Source organism: Proteus sp. fly-1067 (assembly GCF_040139345.1).
Lineage (GTDB): Bacteria > Pseudomonadota > Gammaproteobacteria > Enterobacterales > Enterobacteriaceae > Proteus > Proteus vulgaris_B.
Genome location: NZ_JBEEUL010000013.1, coordinates 37735 through 56955, shown reverse-complemented (window position 1 = coordinate 56955; position 19221 = coordinate 37735). Strand labels below are relative to the sequence as shown.

General features: G+C 38.7%; 17 protein-coding genes. 12 read left to right on the top strand and 5 right to left on the bottom strand.

The window, feature by feature from the left end; translation table 11 throughout:
• Nucleotides 1-16: 16 nt before the first annotated feature.
• Nucleotides 17-1786: a D-lactate dehydrogenase gene (gene dld / locus ABN217_RS15725; protein ID WP_349439774.1), complete on the top strand. Its 1770-nt coding sequence runs from the start codon at nt 17-19 to the stop codon at nt 1784-1786.
• A gap of 60 nt (nt 1787-1846) precedes the next feature.
• Here the strand turns inward: dld and ABN217_RS15720 are convergent, their stop codons facing one another.
• Entirely contained in the window at nt 1847-2836 is a 990-nt protein-coding gene (locus ABN217_RS15720) for a DUF4917 family protein (protein ID WP_349439776.1), read from the bottom strand.
• Between the two features lie 161 nt (nt 2837-2997).
• A complete protein-coding gene (gene sbcB, locus ABN217_RS15715; RefSeq protein WP_349459597.1) occupies nt 2998-4428 on the bottom strand; it encodes an exodeoxyribonuclease I in 1431 nt (476 codons plus the stop codon).
• Nucleotides 4429-4768: 340 nt separating this feature from the next.
• On the opposite strand from sbcB, the gene ABN217_RS15710 reads away from it, so the two are divergent.
• Both ABN217_RS15710 and tmaR read left to right on the top strand, forming a co-directional pair.
• Nucleotides 4769-6031 carry an MFS transporter gene (locus tag ABN217_RS15710; protein ID WP_196553266.1) on the top strand — a complete coding sequence of 421 codons (1263 nt, stop codon included), beginning with the start codon at nt 4769-4771 and terminating at the stop codon, nt 6029-6031.
• A 255-nt stretch (nt 6032-6286) separates the two neighbouring features.
• A complete protein-coding gene (gene tmaR, locus ABN217_RS15705; protein ID WP_036937771.1) occupies nt 6287-6625 on the top strand; it encodes a PTS system regulator TmaR in 339 nt (112 codons plus the stop codon).
• A 183-nt stretch (nt 6626-6808) separates the two neighbouring features.
• On the opposite strand, the gene rne is transcribed toward tmaR, so the two are convergent.
• On the bottom strand, nt 6809-10306 hold the full coding sequence (gene rne, locus ABN217_RS15700; protein ID WP_349459596.1) for a ribonuclease E: 3498 nt from the start codon (nt 10304-10306) through the stop codon (nt 6809-6811).
• Between the two features lie 531 nt (nt 10307-10837).
• Here rne and rluC point away from each other — a divergent pair.
• The gene (gene rluC / locus ABN217_RS15695; protein ID WP_197269344.1) at nt 10838-11791 is read left to right on the top strand and encodes a 23S rRNA pseudouridine(955/2504/2580) synthase RluC; all 954 of its coding nucleotides are present in this window, start codon (nt 10838-10840) and stop codon (nt 11789-11791) included.
• Between the two features lie 105 nt (nt 11792-11896).
• Here rluC and ABN217_RS15690 read toward each other — a convergent pair whose 3' ends face one another.
• A complete protein-coding gene (locus tag ABN217_RS15690; protein WP_196553263.1) occupies nt 11897-12292 on the bottom strand; it encodes a hypothetical protein in 396 nt (131 codons plus the stop codon).
• A gap of 45 nt (nt 12293-12337) precedes the next feature.
• A complete protein-coding gene (locus tag ABN217_RS15685) occupies nt 12338-12937 on the bottom strand; it encodes a Maf family protein (RefSeq protein WP_196553262.1) in 600 nt (199 codons plus the stop codon).
• A gap of 141 nt (nt 12938-13078) precedes the next feature.
• Here ABN217_RS15685 and yceD point away from each other — a divergent pair, with 141 nt between their 5' ends.
• The 8 genes from yceD (at nt 13079) to fabF (ending at nt 19213) form a co-directional block, all read left to right on the top strand.
• Nucleotides 13079-13612, top strand: coding sequence for a 23S rRNA accumulation protein YceD (gene yceD, locus ABN217_RS15680; protein ID WP_349459595.1), 534 nt, complete (start codon nt 13079-13081; stop codon nt 13610-13612).
• A gap of 5 nt (nt 13613-13617) precedes the next feature.
• Entirely contained in the window at nt 13618-13788 is a 171-nt protein-coding gene (gene rpmF / locus ABN217_RS15675) for a 50S ribosomal protein L32 (protein ID WP_006537252.1), read from the top strand.
• Nucleotides 13789-13812: 24 nt separating this feature from the next.
• Nucleotides 13813-14850 (top strand): phosphate acyltransferase PlsX, encoded by a 1038-nt coding sequence (gene plsX / locus ABN217_RS15670; RefSeq protein WP_197269343.1) that lies wholly within the window; start codon nt 13813-13815, stop codon nt 14848-14850.
• 4 nt (nt 14851-14854) lie between these two features.
• Complete coding sequence (locus ABN217_RS15665) at nt 14855-15808, top strand: beta-ketoacyl-ACP synthase III (RefSeq protein ID WP_109409383.1); 954 nt, start codon at nt 14855-14857, stop codon at nt 15806-15808.
• A gap of 19 nt (nt 15809-15827) precedes the next feature.
• Entirely contained in the window at nt 15828-16760 is a 933-nt protein-coding gene (gene fabD / locus ABN217_RS15660) for an ACP S-malonyltransferase (RefSeq protein WP_196553260.1), read from the top strand.
• Between the two features lie 8 nt (nt 16761-16768).
• A complete protein-coding gene (gene fabG, locus ABN217_RS15655) occupies nt 16769-17503 on the top strand; it encodes a 3-oxoacyl-ACP reductase FabG (protein WP_115349522.1) in 735 nt (244 codons plus the stop codon).
• Between the two features lie 157 nt (nt 17504-17660).
• Nucleotides 17661-17897: an acyl carrier protein gene (gene acpP / locus ABN217_RS15650; protein ID WP_004247087.1), complete on the top strand. Its 237-nt coding sequence runs from the start codon at nt 17661-17663 to the stop codon at nt 17895-17897.
• A gap of 74 nt (nt 17898-17971) precedes the next feature.
• Nucleotides 17972-19213: a beta-ketoacyl-ACP synthase II gene (gene fabF / locus ABN217_RS15645; protein ID WP_072069900.1), complete on the top strand. Its 1242-nt coding sequence runs from the start codon at nt 17972-17974 to the stop codon at nt 19211-19213.
• Nucleotides 19214-19221 lie beyond the last annotated feature (8 nt).

Genomic DNA, 19221 nt, shown 5'->3' with positions numbered 1-19221 from the left:
GAATAGGATAGGGAAAATGAATGAGAGTAATAGCTCTGTAAATCAACATTTTATTCGTAAACTTGAAAGTATTGTTGGTAAAAAACAGGTATTAACACAAGCACATAAAACAGAACGTTATCGTAAAGGCTTTCGTTCAGGACAAGGAAAGGCATTAGCAGTTGTATTTCCTGCCAATTTATTAGAACAATGGCGTGTTTTTAAAACCTGTGTTGAAGCTGATAAAATTATTATTATGCAAGCGGCGAATACGGGACTAACAGAAGGTTCGACGCCTAATGGCGATGATTATGATAGAGATATTGTGATTATTAGTACATTACGTCAAGATAAAATACAGGTTCTCTCAGAGCATAATCAAGTTATTGCCTTTCCTGGTAGCACGCTGTGGCATTTAGAAAAAGTATTAAAGCCATTAGGACGTGAACCTCATTCTGTTATTGGCTCGTCTTGTATTGGTGCTTCTGTTATTGGAGGGATCTGCAATAACTCCGGCGGAGCTTTAGTTCGTCGAGGACCTGCTTATACAGAATTATCGCTGTATGCACGTGTTAATGAAAAAGGCGAGGCTGAATTAGTTAACCATTTAGGAATTGATTTAGGCGAAACCCCCGAAGAGATTTTAACCAATTTAGATAATCGTCATTACCATGAGAAACAAATACAAGCGACAGAAAAATTAGCATCCGATCATGAATATCATGAACGTGTGCGTGATGTAGATGCCAATACGCCTTCTCGATTTAATAATGATGAACGCCGTTTATATGAGGCCGCGGGGAGTGCGGGTAAATTATCTGTTTTTGCTGTGCGATTAGATACATTCCCAGCGGATCATCGTACTCAAGTCTTTTATATTGGTACTAATAATCCTGACGAGCTAGAAGATGTTCGTCGCCATATTTTAAGTCATTTTAAAAAGCTTCCTGTTGCAGGAGAGTATATGCATAGAAGCTACTATAAAATGGCTGAAGTGTATGGAAAAGATACATTTTTAGTGATTGATAAATTGGGTACAGATAAAATGCCTATTTTATTTACCGTGAAAGGGCGAGTAGATGCGGTATTAAATAAAGTCCCTTTTTTACCTAAAAATATGGTCGATAGAACCATGCAGTTTATGAGCAAATTATGGCCAGCTCATTTACCCGAACGTATGACAGATTTCCGCGATAAATATGAACATCATTTAATGTTAAGAATGGCTGATGAGGGCATTGAAGAGGCATCAACCTATTTAAAAGAATACTTTAAACAAGCTTCGGGTGATTATTTTGAATGCACTGAAGAGGAAGGGAATAAAGCATTCTTGCACCGTTTTGCTGCTGCTGGTGCCGCTGTTCGTTATCATGCTGTTCATGTGAATGACGTTGAAGATGTATTGCCATTAGATATTGCATTGCGTCGTAATGACAAAGATTGGTTTGAAAAATTACCACCAGAAATAGAAAGTAAATTACTTTATAAACTCTATTGTGGTCATTTTATGTGCCACGTTATGCATCAGGACTACATTATTAAAAAAGGTGTTGATGCGAAGGCGCTAAAAGAAGAAATGTTAGCGTTATTAGATAAACGTGGAGCAGAGTACCCCGCAGAGCATAATGTTGGCCATATGTATTATGCGAAGCCTCAATTAAAAGCGTTCTATAAACATAACGATCCAACCAATAGCATGAATCCAGGTATAGGTAAAACCTCGAAATTAAAATATTGGGGAGAAGAGTGTGGCTGTGGGCATGCACATAGTGAACCTAAAATAAGTAACATTGAGAATAAAGAATAAAATTTTATTTCTTTGTGATTGAAAATAATAAAGGCAGGATAAAACCTGCCTTTTGTCTATTTAGTCATTAGCCCATAATGCTTCACTGTTATGAGCAATAAAATGAACATCAATTTCATCAGGGTTAATAAAATGACGAATGCGAGAATAAAAATAATCGCATGTCTCTTCGTAATTATCATTCATAAAAATCACGATCCCAAGATGGTTGATTTTATCAAAAGGGATTTGTTTTAAAATATGTTCATCTTGAGTACCCATACTCCAGCCTAAAATGAGTAAACTATCATTAATGGTTGGAATAGCTTCATGATAAATACGTGTTAAATAGTTACTTGAACGTATGGTTTTTAGTTTTTCCTCACTTGTACCTTCAGAGATAAACAGCGGAGAGTAATTATGATCATCCCAATTTTGACTAATTTGATCGATAAGATGGTTATCACCTTGAATACTTAATTTTAACTCTTCATCATTTTCATTCTTTGCAAGAATAAGATTACCATGAGGATAAAAAACAAGATTAGAACGATTACCTCTGTATTCGCGGTATTCTTCAAAATCTTCATAAAAACTACTACGATTGAAACAATCTTTAAAAAGTGGATATGGATGATTATCATTAACTTGCATGATAGTCCAATAAAGCATAATGTCGTAATTCAAACTGAATATTGTGTCAAATTGCCTAATAAAACTAGCACAATTATTAATTTTATCTCTCACTTTATCAATGCAAGGGTGAATACCTTTCACTGTATTAATTAAGGTTTTTTTCACTTGACTGTGAGCAATATGAATATCATTACAATCAATGTTGAAGATGCTATTAATTACTGTAGCTTGGGTGAACTTTCTTAAAATATATTCAAAATCTTGAGAGTGAAAAGAATCAAAAATATTTTTTACATTTTTTGGCAACTTTGCATTGGAAAATAAATTAGAGTAATTAAAATTAGGATCTATAGCAATTGATGATCCATTTCCTAATAATAAACTTCCTGTAAATAACTCAGAAACAGCATTCCACTCTTTTACATTAAAACGCATAATAACCTCAGTATAAAATATGAGTGGTTATTTTATTTATTTGCATTTAGTTTTTATGCGTAGCTATTCGTAAATATATAATCAATTTATACCTAAAAAGGTGTGTTAATACCAGAGATTATAATAATCTCTGGTATTGATTAATAATTTATTGAATAGTGTTAACTCGCAATTTCTTGAGCATATAAATAAAGCTCTTGTAATTGTTTTAGTTTTTCTTCGTTATCGCTATGTTCTTCTGCTAAAAGCTGGATCGTATTGATATATTCAGTCAGCTTTTCGGGCGTTAACACTTCTTTTCTATGCGCGAGCCAACGCTGTTGCTCATCATAATTTAATGTTGATGGATAATTTCTGGCACGATAACGGAAAAATAACGGCTCCATTCTTGCATCTTCAAAGGTTAAATCTAAAGCAGGTAAATTCTGTGGTTGTGTTGAGCGAATAATGTCCATTGCACTACGATCATTTTCACTGAAAAAACCATTATAAATTTGAGAATCAACATCATCAGAGACAACAAAAGGTGCCTGTTGAGCGAAGAGTTCTACGACTTTATTGCGTATTTCAGGATGTGAAAATAAAATAGCTTGATTATTTAAACAAGTATCAACATCTAAACCAATTCTATCTGCATCTTGTGGTCTTAATGTATTTTGTGGAGCCACAATAGGGCATTTATTAATATGCAGTAATTTAATGGGAACAGGTGGCTCATCAACTGACAATTCACTGCGTGGTGTATATAAACGCTCACGTAATTGGTCTGATGTTAAAGTTAATAATGGGGATATATCGGCAGATAAATCGCACACAATAACAGCATTACGATTATCAGGATGCCATGCCAATGGTGCCACAAGACTTAAATTAGAACGAGCAGCTCCAAACATACCTGAAACATGTACAATTGGCGTCATGGCGGGAATATCAATTAACGCCTGAACTTTACGTTTATCGCGTAAATTAAAGAAATAATCAAACATCCGCGGTTGTGCTTGTTTTAATTTTTTTGCCATCGCAATGGTGGCGTAAACATCAGACATTGCATCATGTGCATTCTCATGAGAGATGCCATTGGCTTTAGTTAATAGCTCTAGACGAAAGCTTGGGAAACCGTCTTCATTTTCAGGCCAAACAATACCTTCTGGACGTAGTGCATAGCAGGCTCGTAATACATCGAGCAAATCCCACCGAGAATTCCCTTTTTGCCAACTATAGGCATAAGGATCATAAAAATTACGATAAAGGATATTACGGGTTACTTCATCATCAAATCGAAGGTTGTTATAACCCATAATACAGCTATTGGGTTGGCTAAATGCTTGGTGAATTTGACGAGTAAATTCAGCTTCAATAACACCGTTTTTTAACGCAATTTGTGGTGTTATTCCCGTGATCATTACCGCTTCGGGGTGGGGCAAATAATCGTCATTAGGTTTGCAATAAATAACGAGAGGATCTTCAATTATGTTGAAATCCATATCAGTTCTTATACCCGCAAATTGAGCTGGGCGATCTAGCGCTGGGTGTGTACCAAAGGTTTCGTAGTCGTGAAAGTAAAATGTGGGCGTTTTCGCTGAGTTAGACAAGGTTTCCTTCCATGATTTATTTGCTTGATAGATATGCAGACATGGTAAACCATAAAGTTGAAAACGTGAAATATCAGATTAAAGCAGGTTAATAAAGTTTCTGAGAGAGGGCATTAGCGTGAGGATAAGTAAAAGAATACCCCACTTATATTGATCCTTTTTTGTGCGTTTTATTTGAACAATAGCAATGAAAAATAAAAGCAGAGCTAGAACACATAACTCAATGTTATTAACGTTAACTTTTGTGCTTTATATCACATTATAGTGAGATAGTAGTTTGTTAAGTGAAAAGTTAACGTTAACATTTAAAGGTGGAATGACTTTATAAGGCGCTTAACCAATGAACAAAGACTCAAAAAAATACTATGCGATTTTAAGTGCGCTGTTATTTTTCTTCTTTTTTACCTGGTCTTCATCATTTTCATTAGTTTCTATTTGGCTAAACCAGTATGTTGGGTTAAAGGCGACTGATACCGGATTGATATTCTCTGCAATTTCTCTTATTGCATTATGTGCACAACCTTTATATGGCTTTATTCAGGATAAGTTAGGTCTAAGAAAAAATCTGTTATTAGTAATTGCGATATTACTTATTCTTTCTGGGCCATTTTTTCTTGGTTTTGCTTCAATACTACGTTGGAATATTTTTATTGGTTCCATTTTTGGGGGGTTATATGTAGGTATGACCTTTAATGCAGGTATTGGTGTATTAGAGTCATATACAGAACGTGTGAGTCGTATTCGTGGTTTTGAATATGGTAGGGCGAGAATGTGGGGCTCGCTTGGGTGGGCATCTGCAACATTTGTTGCTGGGCACAATATTAATATCGATCCTAATTATAATTTTGTGATGGCATCTATTTCTGGTGTCGTGTTCTTAATTCTTTTGGCTCTATTAAAAACAGGTAAATCAGACGCATTTAATCAATTAGAGCATGGGAAAACATCAGGTATTACTGTAAAAGACGCACTTAATTTACTTTCATTACCTCGTTTTTGGGCTCTTATTTTATTTGTGATTGGAACCTGTGTATATGGTGTTTATGACCAACAGTTTCCAGTCTTTTTCTCATCACAATTTGCTACTTTACAGCAGGGTAATGAGATGTATGGATATCTAAATTCATTACAAGTGTTCCTAGAGGCTGGTGGTATGTTTATCGCTCCGTTCTTAGTCAATAAAATTGGTGCTAAAAACGGTTTATTGCTAGCTAGTAGCGTTATGGCCACGCGTATTATTGGTTCTGGATTAGTTGAAGGGCCAATCTTGATCTCTTGTATGAAATTATTACATGCCGTTGAGTTACCTATTTTATTAATTTCAATTTTTAAATATAACAGTCAACATTTTGATAAACGTTTATCTTCAACACTCTATTTAGTGGGTTTCCAATGTGTGAGTTCCATTGTTGCAACATTGCTCTCACCATTAGCAGGTTATGGATATGATCATTATGGGTTTGCACCAACTTATATGGTGATGGGCTGTATTGTGATAGGAACAACGCTTCTTTCAGCTGTATTTTTACGCTCAGATTCGAAAGCGTTATTGCCATTTGATAACTTACAACATGGAGATCAAAATAAAGCTCAGCCTGTTTAATCGTGCTCTAATTTATCCTTTGTCGTGTCGATTTTGGCTACCCATGAAAATGTGTAGCCATTTTTTACTCATAAGTAAGTCAACATTTACTCATTAAAAAATGTTGACTATATTTATTAATACAAATAATCCTAATTATTTGTTAATTAAGTGAAATCAATTAAATTTGTAAACTTTGCTTGTTTATTGACACGATTAAGCGATAATCTTAAACAGAACTATTTATCTTAAATATCAATTGTAAAGGTGTAGGAAATGGATAACGCAAACAAGCCGTCTTTCCAAAACGTACTGGAGTTTGTGCGTATGTATCGTCGTAAAAACAAAATCCGTCGTGAGATCACTGACAATGAGAAAAAGATCCGTGATAACCAAAAGCGTGTTCTTTTATTAGACAACTTAAGTGAATATATTAAACCTGGTATGTCTATCGAGGATGTTCTAGGTATTATTGCGAATATGCGTAGTGACTATGACGATCGTGTTGATGATTATATTATTAAAAATGCAGATCTGTCTAAAGAACGCCGTGAGCTTTCTAAACAGTTAAAAGCGATGGGTGAAATTAAAAATCTTCCTGATCTAAAAGACTGATTATTTTACTAAGAATAAGAAATTAAAGGCCTCTGAATTGAATATACAGGGGTTTTTTTTATCTTATTTGGGGTTTAAGTACATTAAGTTAATTTACTAATAGTTATCCAAAAAAAGAACCCACTAAAAAGTGGGTTCTCAATTTAAAGGTATTATCAAGATATTCTTAATAACACTTTATTATTAGTTTTGACTTTCAGCTTTAGTCATTACTGATGAAGCTTGGTTGGTTGAACAATGCCCACCTGCACCAGTACGGCCTTTTTTATCAAAAGCAGGTCGAGTTTCCCATGCTTTGATTTCAATTGCGACAGTAGGTTCATCAGATGCTGGCGCTTTTGTCATTGGTGCGCTTGCATGAAGTTGGCGTACTACAGGCTCTTGACGAATAATAACGGCTGTAGGTTTACTTTCTTTTACTGGTACTGGCTCTACTGCAGGCGTTACACTTTCACTCTCTTCAGGCTGACTTTCAATAGCCGTTTCAACGACAGGCTCAACAGCTGTTTCAACAATAGCTTCAGCATCATTTTCTTTGTGTTGCTCTGCTATTTCTTCGGTTGTAACTGAAGTAGCAATAGGTTGAGGTTCAGGAGTAGATGTTTCACTTACTTCTCGTTCTATTGGTGCAATGACTTCTTGTGTAACGTTTTCAGCCTCTGCGTCTGTTTCTACTTGCTGTGAAGCTTCATGCATATAAGCTTCAGTTGTGTTTAATACCGCAGAAATGTTTTCTTTACGAGTGACATGTTCTTCGGTATTCACATCATCGATAACGTTGTTGACAACACTTTCTTCAACTTGATTCTCAATGCTATTTGCTTCTGCCGGTGCTGATTGTGGCTCTACTGCAATAATCTCAGCAACAGCTTCAGTGGTTGATTCAGAGCTAACAGTCACAGTATAGGTTGATTCTGCTGTATCAGCTTGTTCCACTTTTGCAACAATAGCTTCTGAAACCGCCGGTGCGATAGCAACCATTTGAGGATCTGCATGAGTAATAATGTTCTTTTCAACAATATTGTTATTATTTTCAACACTATTCTCAATAAATGGAGCATCACTGACTGGTGTTACAGGGTAACGAATAAATACTTTACCAGAAGCAAGCTCAGGTGATGCAACTGCCATTGTAAGTGGCATTGGTGACACTGTTAATGTACGTTCATCACGATAACGACGGCGACGTTGACCACTTACACGTAAATGACGAGGTGAACGACGAGAACGACGAGGCATGACATTTTCTTGCCCGTTGTTATCTTCATTTTTATTATCATCTTGTGCTTTTGGTGCTACATCAGATAAGGCTTTTACTGGTTGTGCTTCGTTTGTTTCAACTTTTACAACAGCATCGGCTTTAGGTGCTGTTTTTTCCGTTGGAGCAACTTTAGCTGGTGCGATAGCTACAGGAGGTTCTGAGATTGCCTTTTCTGTTGTTGCAACAGTTGCAACAGGAGCAATGGTTAACGTTGTATCGCTGTCGGTTACACGCACAGATTGCGTTAATTGGCGACGATTACGACGTTGCATAGCAGGGCGACGAGGTTCTTCTTTCTTCTCATCAGCACTGTCTTTTCCAGTCGTATCATTTTCGCTAAGTGCAACTTGTGCTTTCGCGGCTTCTTGTTGCTGTTGACGTTTTTCTTCTTGGCGACGACGTTGCTCTGCGCGTTGTTCACGACGTTGTTGGCGACGCGCTTCGCGTTCTGCAATCTCTTGCTCACTACTCACTTCAGTTGTTGGAGTTGTTTGTGGTTTTTGATTGCGATTCTTGCGGTTGTCTTCGTTATTCGTGTTATCACGATTACGATCGTTATCGCGGTCACGGCGATTGTTGTTACGTCGATTGTTATTATTACGACGCTCACGACGATTGTCTGTATTCTCTTTCTTGGTTTCCTGTGGTTTTTCTTGTGTTACCGCAGGCTCTGGCTCACTACCAAATAAGTTAGAGAAGAATTTTGCAACTGAGGCAAAGAAGCCAGTACCTTGGGCTTGCTCTGATTTAACTGGCTTAGCTTGAGGTTGAGGTGCTTTTTTACTTTTCGTCGTCGTTTCTGGAGTGTTTTCTTCTTGCAATCCAAAGGCTGAAATTGCAGGTTGTTCAGGCACTTTACGTTCTGTGACAACATCGTCTTCAGCTTCATTTAACTGACTTTCATGGAATTGCGCTAAGTTGTAACTCAGAGACGTAATTTCTTCGCCCTTACGCACTCGAATAACAGAAAAATGAGGAGTTTGCATTTGGTCATTAGGTACAATAACCACTTTAACGTTAGATTGACGTAATTCAATATCTGTTACGGCTTTACGTTTTTCGTTAAGCAAATAAGAGGCAATTTGAACAGGGACAATTGCATGTACTTCATGGGTATTTTCTTTCAGTGCTTCTTCTTCAATTAGACGTAACACAGAAAGAGATAATGATTCGTTATCACGAATAGTACCAGTGCCTAAGCAACGAGGACAAACGTGATGGCTTGATTCACCTAATGAAGGACTTAAGCGTTGACGAGACATCTCTAATAAGCCAAAGCGAGAGATGCGTCCAATTTGAATACGAGCACGATCTTGGCGTACAGCCTCGCGCATTCTATTCTCAACTTCACGTTGATGACGCACTGGCGTCATGTCGATAAAGTCGATAACAATTAAACCACCGAGGTCACGTAAACGTAATTGACGTGCAATTTCGTCAGCGGCTTCTAAGTTAGTATTGAATGCAGTTTCTTCGATATCACCACCACGCGTTGAACGAGAGGAGTTAATATCAATTGCCGTTAATGCTTCAGTGGTATCAATAACTAATGCACCACCGGAAGGTAGGCGGACTTCACGTTGAAATGCAGATTCAATTTGTGATTCAATTTGATAATGGCTAAATAATGGAACAGCGCCAGTATAATGACGAATTTTGCTAGCAAAATCACCACGACCAATCGCTTCGATATGGCTACGAGCCATTTCAACAACTTTTGCGTTATCAATTAAGATTTCACCAATATCAGGACGTAAATAGTCGCGGAATGCGCGAACGATTACGTTACTTTCCTGATGGATTAAGAAAGGAGCGGGGCGATTCTCTGCTGCTTTTTTAATGGCATCCCAATGTCTTAGGCGATAGCTTAAATCTTGTTGTAGTGCTTCAGCCGATTTACCGACACCCGCAGTACGTACAATCAGACCCATACCATCTGGAATTTCAAGACTTGATAAGGCTTCTTTGAGTTCTGTACGGTCTTCACCTTCGATACGGCGAGAAATACCACCTGCACGAGGATTATTTGGCATTAATACCAAATAGCTTCCTGCAAGGCTGATAAAAGTGGTTAATGCAGCACCTTTATTACCACGCTCTTCTTTATCTACTTGAACAATAACTTCCTGACCTTCTTTCAAGACATCTTTGATGTTAGGACGGCCATGGGAGTGATAATTGCTAGGAAAGTATTCGCGGGCTATTTCTTTAATAGGAAGGAAACCGTGGCGTTCCGCACCATAATCAACAAAAGCTGCTTCTAGGCTGGGTTCAATTCGAGTGATTTTACCTTTATAGATATTTGCTTTTTTCTGTTCATGACCGGGGCTTTCGATATCCAGATCGTACAAGCGTTGCCCATCCACAAGGGCAACACGCAACTCTTCCTGTTGAGTCGCGTTAATTAACATTCTTTTCATATTGTGACTTACTCGTTATTTTCACGTTTTATAATGTGCCACTAACATACGTAATTACACTATTGATAACCGATGACCTCGTGTCTTTTACAAATGCGTCAACCTCACGGCTGTCGATTGTATAGAGGTGCAATATCTCGGTGAGTCTGATTTTTAGTTCAAAAATTCAGCACTCTTTAATTGAACACAATGTTTCAACTCAATAAGCGATGTATTTGTGGCATACTAAATTGTTTGATTTTCGACTATGTCTTACGCCATTGCTGCATTTTGAAAATCAAACAAACAAAATTTTCATAAATATACCTGATAAACATAATCAGGAGAGTCTGCATTATTCCATTGGTGTTAGGGTTATAGCAAGATGACTTTTCCGCTTTGGTGACTTTTTCTGTATAAATATGAGAGATTAGCTAATGTTTCGTCTTTTTCCCATTATTCAGGTTAAAATAGACGACAGAATTGATGTTATTTTGTGCACCACAAAGTTGTTTGTTATTTTTATTTTAAGAGAGCCAAAGAATCGCCACTATGAAATCATTTAATCAAGTTCAGTTCGTCACCATTGATGGCGATGAAGCAGGCCAGCGTATCGATAATTTTCTACTGGCACGCTTAAAAGGTGTACCAAAGAGTATGATTTACCGAATTATCCGTAAAGGGGAAGTTCGAGTCAATAAAGGGCGAATTAAACCTGAATATAAATTAAATGCAGGTGACAGTATTCGTATTCCACCGGTGAGGGTAGCAGAAAAAGAAGAAATTGCTGTATCACCAAAATTAGACAAAGTTTCTGCATTAGCTAATTGTATTTTATATGAAGATGAACATTTAATGTTGATTAATAAACCATCAGGTACAGCAGTGCATGGTGGCAGTGGTTTAAGCTTTGGTGTTATTGAAGGCTTGCGTGCATTACGCCCAGAAGCTCGCTTTTTAGAGCTTGTTCATCGCCTTGATAGAGATACTTCCGGTGTATTGTTAATTGCAAAAAAACGTTCAGCACTACGTGCATTACATGAGCAATTACGTTTAAAACAGATGCAAAAAGATTATTTGGCATTAGTTCGTGGTCAGTGGCAATCACACACTAAAGTGATACAAGCACCGTTATTGAAAAATATTCTTCAAAGTGGTGAACGTGTAGTAAAAGTGAGTAATGAAGGGAAGCCTTCAGAGACACGTTTTAAAGTGGAAGAGCGTTTTGAGTTTGCTACTCTGGTGAAAGCAAGCCCTGTTACCGGAAGAACACACCAAATCCGTGTACATACATTACATGCAGGTCATCCTATTGCTTTTGATGATCGTTATGGTGATCGTGATTTTGATGCGCAATTGGTTGGAACAAAGCTTAATCGTTTATTTTTACATGCAAGTTCTTTGACATTCACTCATCCTTCAACGGGTGAACAGATGCGAATTGAAGCACCAATGGATAATTCATTACGCCATTGTTTGCAGGTGTTACGTAGTCAAAAATCTTAGGTCTGAAAATTCTTATTTCGACAGAAAATCCGAACGCTCAATGCGCCCAGTTAGCTGGGCGTATTTTTTCTAACATTATGTAAAATCGTTAATTTAAAAATACCATTAACTTTCTACTTTTGTCATACATTGCTCAACAATGTTATCAATATCCCACTCTTTAGGCAGTGATTTTGAACCATTTTTGCGCATTTCCATATCAACACGAATAAATTCGGTAATACCGTAATTTTTAATGATGCTGTCGTAGGTGCACTCGCACACTTCTGTAATTTGAGGAATGAGTGCATCATCAGTAATACCTGATCCTAATATGCAACTACTGACAAAATTCTTTTTGAATGAGGATGTGCTGTCATCTTTTTTATTTGAAATTACACTGTCTTGGACAGTATTGGCCACATTAGTCGTTTTGGCTATTTCTGAGTCTTTTTCATCGGAACAACCTACTAATGCTGTTGCCATCACTAACGCTATCAAGACGGATGTTAGTTTATTCATAATACGTTTTATCGCTACATAAGATTAAAAATAAGATGATCGGGTTTATTTTTGATCATCAGAGAATAATATTGGGTTTATTCTTTGCGAGAGTAACATTTTATTCAATCGGATAAGTGGTAAACCAATTAAAGAATTTGGATCATTGCCTTCCATTTTATCAAAAAGAGTAATACCTAACCCTTCAGACTTAAAACTTCCCGCACAATTGAACGGCATTTCTTTATTTAAATAATGGGTAATTTCATCATCAGTTAGATGGCGAAAGTATACTTGAAATAATTCACAATGTGTTTGATGTTCTAAAGTTAAACTATTGTATACTGTTAATCCGGTATAAAACGACACACATTGTCCTGAAGCTTGTTTTAATTGTGCGAAAGCATTATCAAAATTATGGGGCTTACCTGTGATTTTTTTATTTAACACACAAACTTGATCAGAGCCAATAATAAGGTGATGTGGAAATTTTACTTGTAAAGCGCTAGCTTTTTCATAGGATAAGCGAGTGACAAGATCTTGAGCACATTCAGTGGGCTTCGGGGTTTCGTCAATATCGGGAGATGCCTGTATAAAGGGCATTCCAAGCTTTTTCAGCAACTGAGCTCGAAAGGGTGAAGTAGACGCAAGAACGAGTGGCAACATATTTTTTTTAAAATCCGTAGCAAAATGATGCCTGACATTCTAAACTATGCGCCGCTGATAAAGCGAATTTTGGTGGAAAGGTGTAGATAACCCGCCTTTTTCTTTGACTATATTCCATTACAAAGATAATATGCGCGCCTTATGCAAAAGGTAAAATTACCCCTGACCATTGATGCGCTGCGAGCAGCTCAGAAGAATTTAGACTATGACGGTCATTATTCTCCAGAGCAAGTAAGCCGCTTAGCTGAATCGGTGGTCAGTGTGGACAGTAATATTGATGTGGCTTTATCATTTGATATTGACCATCAACGTCTTGCCGTGATTAAAGGACATTCCGATGTGGATGTCACTTTAGAATGTCAACGTTGTGGTGGCCATTTTCCTTATCATGTTCACGCAACATATTGTTTTAGCCCTATTGTCAGTGATGAACGGGCCGAGACATTACCGGAAGAATATGAACCAGTTTATGTAAACGAATTTGGTGAAATAGATTTGCTGGCGATGATTGAAGATGAAATAATCCTCAACTTGCCGGTGGTTCCGGTACATGATTTTGAACACTGTGAAGTGTCCGACGCGGATATGGTGTTTGGTGAACTCCCTGAAGAATTATCAGAGAAACCAAATCCATTTGCCGTATTAGCCAGTTTAAAGAAAAGTACTAAGGAGTAAGGTCAATGGCCGTACAACAAAACAAACCAACTCGTTCTAAACGCGGTATGCGTCGTTCTCATGACGCGCTGACAGTAACTCAAGTTTCAGTTGACAAAACTTCTGGTGAAACTCACCTGCGTCACCATGTAACTGCTGACGGTTACTACCGTGGTCGCAAGGTTATCAACAAGTAATTAGCTTTATAGCTCGTTGATACCTTGACAAATCTAACCATAGCGTTAGATGCGATGGGCGGGGACTTCGGTCCTCGCATCACAGTGCCTGCTTGTTTGCGGGCGCTGGCATCTAATCCTCATTTAAAAATATTGCTGGTAGGTCAACCAGACGCTATCTCTCCTCTGCTTGCAGATCAAAATGCTGAGCTAATCTCCCGTTTACATGTTATACCCGCAGAACATATTGTCGCCAATGATGCTAAACCTTCACACGGTATTAGAGCCAGTAAAGGTACATCAATGCGAGTGGCACTTGATCTCGTGAAAACAGGCGAAGCACAAGCATGTGTAAGTGCTGGTAATACTGGCGTATTAATGGGATTAGCAAAACTGCGACTTAATGCTATTGATGGAATTGAACGTCCTGCACTGGTTTCAGTATTACCCAACCAGAAAAAAAGTAAGACTGTCGTTCTGGATTTAGGTGCTAACGTTAATTGTGATAGTCAAATGTTAGTACAGTTTGCCGTAATGGGCGCAGTGATGGCCGAAGAAATTGCAGGGATTAGTTCACCTAAAGTAGCACTTTTGAATATTGGTGAAGAAGAGAGCAAAGGATTAGATAATATCCGCGAAGCCGCTACAGTATTAAAGTCAACACCTAATATCAATTATATTGGTTATGTGGAAGGTAATGAATTACTGACAGGCAAAACAGATGTATTGGTGTGTGACGGCTTCGCAGGTAATGTCTCCCTTAAAACGATGGAAGGAGTTATTCGAGTTTTCCTTTCATTGATTAAATCTTCTACTACTGAAAATAAAAAAACGTCGTGGTGGATGAAAATATTGAAGAAATGGTTACAAAAACGGCTAATTAAGCGTTTTGGACACATGAACCCCGACCAGTATAACGGTGCTTCTCTGTTAGGATTACGCGGTATCGTCATTAAGAGCCATGGTGGCGCAAATGAAAGCGCGTTTACAGCAGCAATAGAACAGGCTGTTCATGCCGTTGAGCGAAAAATCCCAGAACGGATCGCTTCTCGACTGACAACAGTATTACCCAAGAGCGATTGATAGAATGTATACAAAAATCTTAGGTACTGGTAGTTACTTGCCTGTACAAGTGCGAACTAATGCCGATTTAGAAAAAATGGTTGAAACATCTGACGAATGGATTGTTACCCGAACAGGTATTAATGAACGTCGGATTGCAACAGAAGAAGAAACTGTTGCTGTGATGGGCGCAGGTGCGGCTGAAAAAGCACTAGAAATGTCTGGTATTGATAAACAAGATATTGGATTGATTGTTGTTGCCACAACATCAGGCTCACATGCATTTCCAAGCGCAGCATGTCAGATTCAAAATGCGTTAGGCATCAATGATTGCATCGCTTTTGACGTTGCAGCCGCATGTTCTGGCTTTGTTTATGCATTAAGCATTGCTGATCAATTTATTAAAGCAGGTTCTGTTAAACATGCTCTTGTGATCGGTGCTGATAGATTATCCCATGCGTTAGATCCTAACGATCGTGGCACCATTATTTTATTTGGTGATGCGGCAGGTGCGGCAGTTGTGGGAGCGTCAGAAGACGAAGGTATTATTTCTACACATTTACACTCTGATGGGCGTTTTGGTGATTTATTAGCATTACCTTATCAGCGTAAAGAAAATGAAGATTTACCTGCTTACGTTACAATGGCAGGAAATGAAGTATTTAAAGTCGCAGTTCGTGAACTTGCCCACATTGTGGATGAGACACTCGAAGCTAACAATATTGATAAATCTGAACTGGACTGGCTTGTGCCTCATCAGGCAAATTTAAGAATTATTTCAGCGACAGCGAAAAAGCTGGATATGACAATGGATAAAGTAGTGGTGACATTAGATCGCCACGGCAATACGTCAGCAGCATCAGTCCCAACAGCATTAGATGAAGCTGTAAGAGACAATCGCATTCAACGTGGTCAGTTAATCTTGCTGGAAGCGTTTGGTGGCGGTTTTACTTGGGGTTCTGCACTTATCCGTTTTTAATATTATCAGGAAAATAAACATGACTGATTTTGCAATGGTTTTCCCTGGACAGGGATCGCAAACTGTTGGAATGCTTGCAGAACTTGCAGAGCAATATCCGATAGTGACTGAAACATTTGCTCAAGCATCTGATGTATTGGGTTACTCTCTGTGGGATTTAGTTCAAAATGGCCCAGAAGAAGAGTTAAACAAAACATGGAAGACACAGCCAGCATTATTAGCAGCATCCGTTGCTGTTTGGCGTGTGTGGCAAGAAAAACAAGGCAAAATGCCACAAATGATGGCAGGTCACAGTCTTGGTGAGTATTCTGCTTTAGTGTGTGCAGGTGTTATTGATTTCGCCGCCGCCATTAAATTAGTAGAATTGCGCGGTCAATTGATGCAAGAAGCTGTACCTGCAGGTACAGGTGCAATGTATGCGATTATCGGTTTAGATAACGATGCTATTGCAAAAGCATGTGAAGAAGCTGCTCAAGGGCAAGTTGTTTCACCTGTAAACTTTAATTCACCAGGCCAAGTTGTTATTGCAGGTAACAAAGAGGCAGTAGAGCGTGCTGGTGTTTTATGTAAAGAAGCTGGCGCTAAACGTGCATTGCCATTAGCGGTAAGTGTGCCTTCGCATTGTGCTTTAATGAAACCAGCCGCTGATAAGCTTGCAATTGCATTACAAGAAATTGAATTTAAACAACCTGAAATTCAGGTCGTTAATAACGTTGATGTGAAAGCGCAAACTGATGCGAATGCTATCCGTGATGCGTTAGTTCGCCAGCTGTATAACCCAGTTCGTTGGACTGAAACGGTTGAACTTATCGCCGAAAAAGGCATCACACAACTATTAGAAATCGGTCCAGGAAAAGTATTAACTGGTTTAACTAAACGTATTTCTAAAGAAATGAACGCTGCAGCAGTTAATGATATTGCGTCATTAGATGTTGCATTAGGAAATGACTGAGGGATCTCATGGGATTTGACGGAAAAATAGCGCTAGTTACTGGTGCAAGCCGTGGCATTGGCCGTGCGATTGCAGAGGATTTAGTTGCGCGCGGTGCGACCGTAATTGGTACTGCAACGAGTGAAAACGGTGCGCAAGCTATCAGCGAATATTTAAGCGATAAAGGTAAGGGTTTTGTGTTAAATGTCACAGAAAACGACTCTATCGAAAAATTTTTAGCTGAAGTGCGTGCTGAATTTGGCGAAATTGATATTTTGGTCAATAATGCAGGTATTACTCGTGATAACCTGTTGATGCGCATGAAAGATGATGAGTGGCAAGATATCATCAACACAAATCTTTCATCAGTCTTCCGTCTGTCTAAAGCTGTTATGCGTGCTATGATGAAAAAACGTTATGGTCGTATAATTACCATTGGTTCTGTTGTTGGAACCATGGGTAACGCAGGACAGGCAAACTACGCGGCGGCAAAAGCGGGTGTGATTGGTTTTAGTAAATCATTAGCACGCGAAGTTGCTTCCCGAGGCATTACGGTAAATGTTGTTGCACCTGGTTTTATCGAAACTGATATGACAAGAGCATTAACAGATGACCAAAGAGCAGGTATTTTATCTCAAGTTCCTGCTAACCGTTTAGGTGATGCCAAAGAGATTGCCAGTGCTGTAGCTTTCTTAGCTTCTGATGAAGCGAGCTATATCACGGGTGAAACATTGCATGTCAATGGTGGCATGTACATGATCTAATTATGGGGACGTCTTTATATTTGCTTTTTGCGTACAATATAATGCAAAATATAGCGAATAAAGTAGTCCACACAGTCGGGATTGGTTAGATCTTTTCCTGTATTTATAAACTAAGAAAATCATCGCGCAAGCGAGTTTTGATAGGAAATTTAATAGTATGAGCACTATCGACGAACGCGTTAAGAAAATCATTGTTGAACAACTGGGTGTTAAAGAGGAAGAAGTTGTAAATTCAGCTTCATTTGTTGATGACTTAGGCGCTGATTCTCTTGACACAGTTGAGCTGGTAATGGCTCTGGAAGAAGAATTCGATATCGAAATCCCAGACGAAGAAGCAGAAAAAATTACTACAGTTCAAGCTGCTATTGATTACGTTGAAAACGCAGGTAAATAAGCTTGCTAATCTAGGCGGTCACTCGACCGCCTATATTTTTAATCCTAAACTTTTTCCCTCCTTGGAGGATAAGCGTGTCTAAGCGTCGTGTAGTTGTGACCGGACTAGGCATGTTATCTCCTGTCGGTAATAACGCAACAGCTTCTTGGGAAGCCGTGTGTGCCGGACAGAGTGGTATCGGCCTTATCGAAGATTTTGACACCAGTCATCATGCGACTAAATTCGCAGGATTGGTAAAAGATTTCAATCATGAAGATTATAATCTTTCGCGTAAAGACGCGCGCAAGATGGATCTTTTCATTCAATATGGTATTGCGGCAGGTGTGCAAGCCATTGCGGATTCAGGTCTTGAAGTAACAGAAGCCAATGCAAGTCGTATCGGAGCTGCTATTGGTTCTGGTATTGGTGGCTTAGGCCTTATCGAAGAAAACCATACGTCAATGACAAATGGTGGCCCTCGTAAAATTAGCCCATTCTTTGTACCTTCAACCATCATTAACATGGTTGCAGGACATTTAAGCATTATGTATGGTCTTCGTGGCCCTACAATCTCTATTGCAACAGCATGTACATCAGGTGTCCATAATATTGGTCACGCTGCACGTATTATTGCTTATGGCGATGCAGATGCAATGCTCGCAGGTGGTGCCGAAAAAGCAACTACTCCATTAGGGTTAGGTGGCTTTGGTGCAGTTCGTGCATTATCAACACGGAACGATAACCCTCAAGCGGCTAGCCGTCCATGGGATAAAGATCGTGATGGTTTCGTGTTAGGTGATGGCGCGGGTGTTCTTGTTCTTGAAGAATACGAACACGCTAAAAAACGTGGCGCTAAGATCTATGCTGAAGTAGTAGGTTTTGGTATGAGCAGCGATGCTTATCACATGACTTCACCAGCAGAAAATGGTGAAGGCGGTGCGCTAGCGATGACAAACGCACTAAAAGACGCGGGTATTGATGCATCTCAAGTGGGTTATATCAACGCACATGGTACATCAACGAATGCGGGTGATGTTGCTGAAGCACAAGCAGTAGAAAACGTATTTGGTAAAGGCACAGATGTATTAGTTAGCTCAACAAAATCTATGACAGGCCATTTATTAGGCGCTGCTGGAGCTATTGAGTCTATCTTTACTATTCTTTCGCTACGTGATCAAATCGTACCTCCAACAATTAACCTTGATAATCAAGACGAAAATTGTCATCTTGATTTTGTTCCACATAAAGCACGTAAAGTTGAGAACATGGAATATGCTCTGTGTAACTCATTTGGCTTTGGTGGTACTAATGGTTCAATTCTCTTTAAGCGCGTTTAAACCGTTTT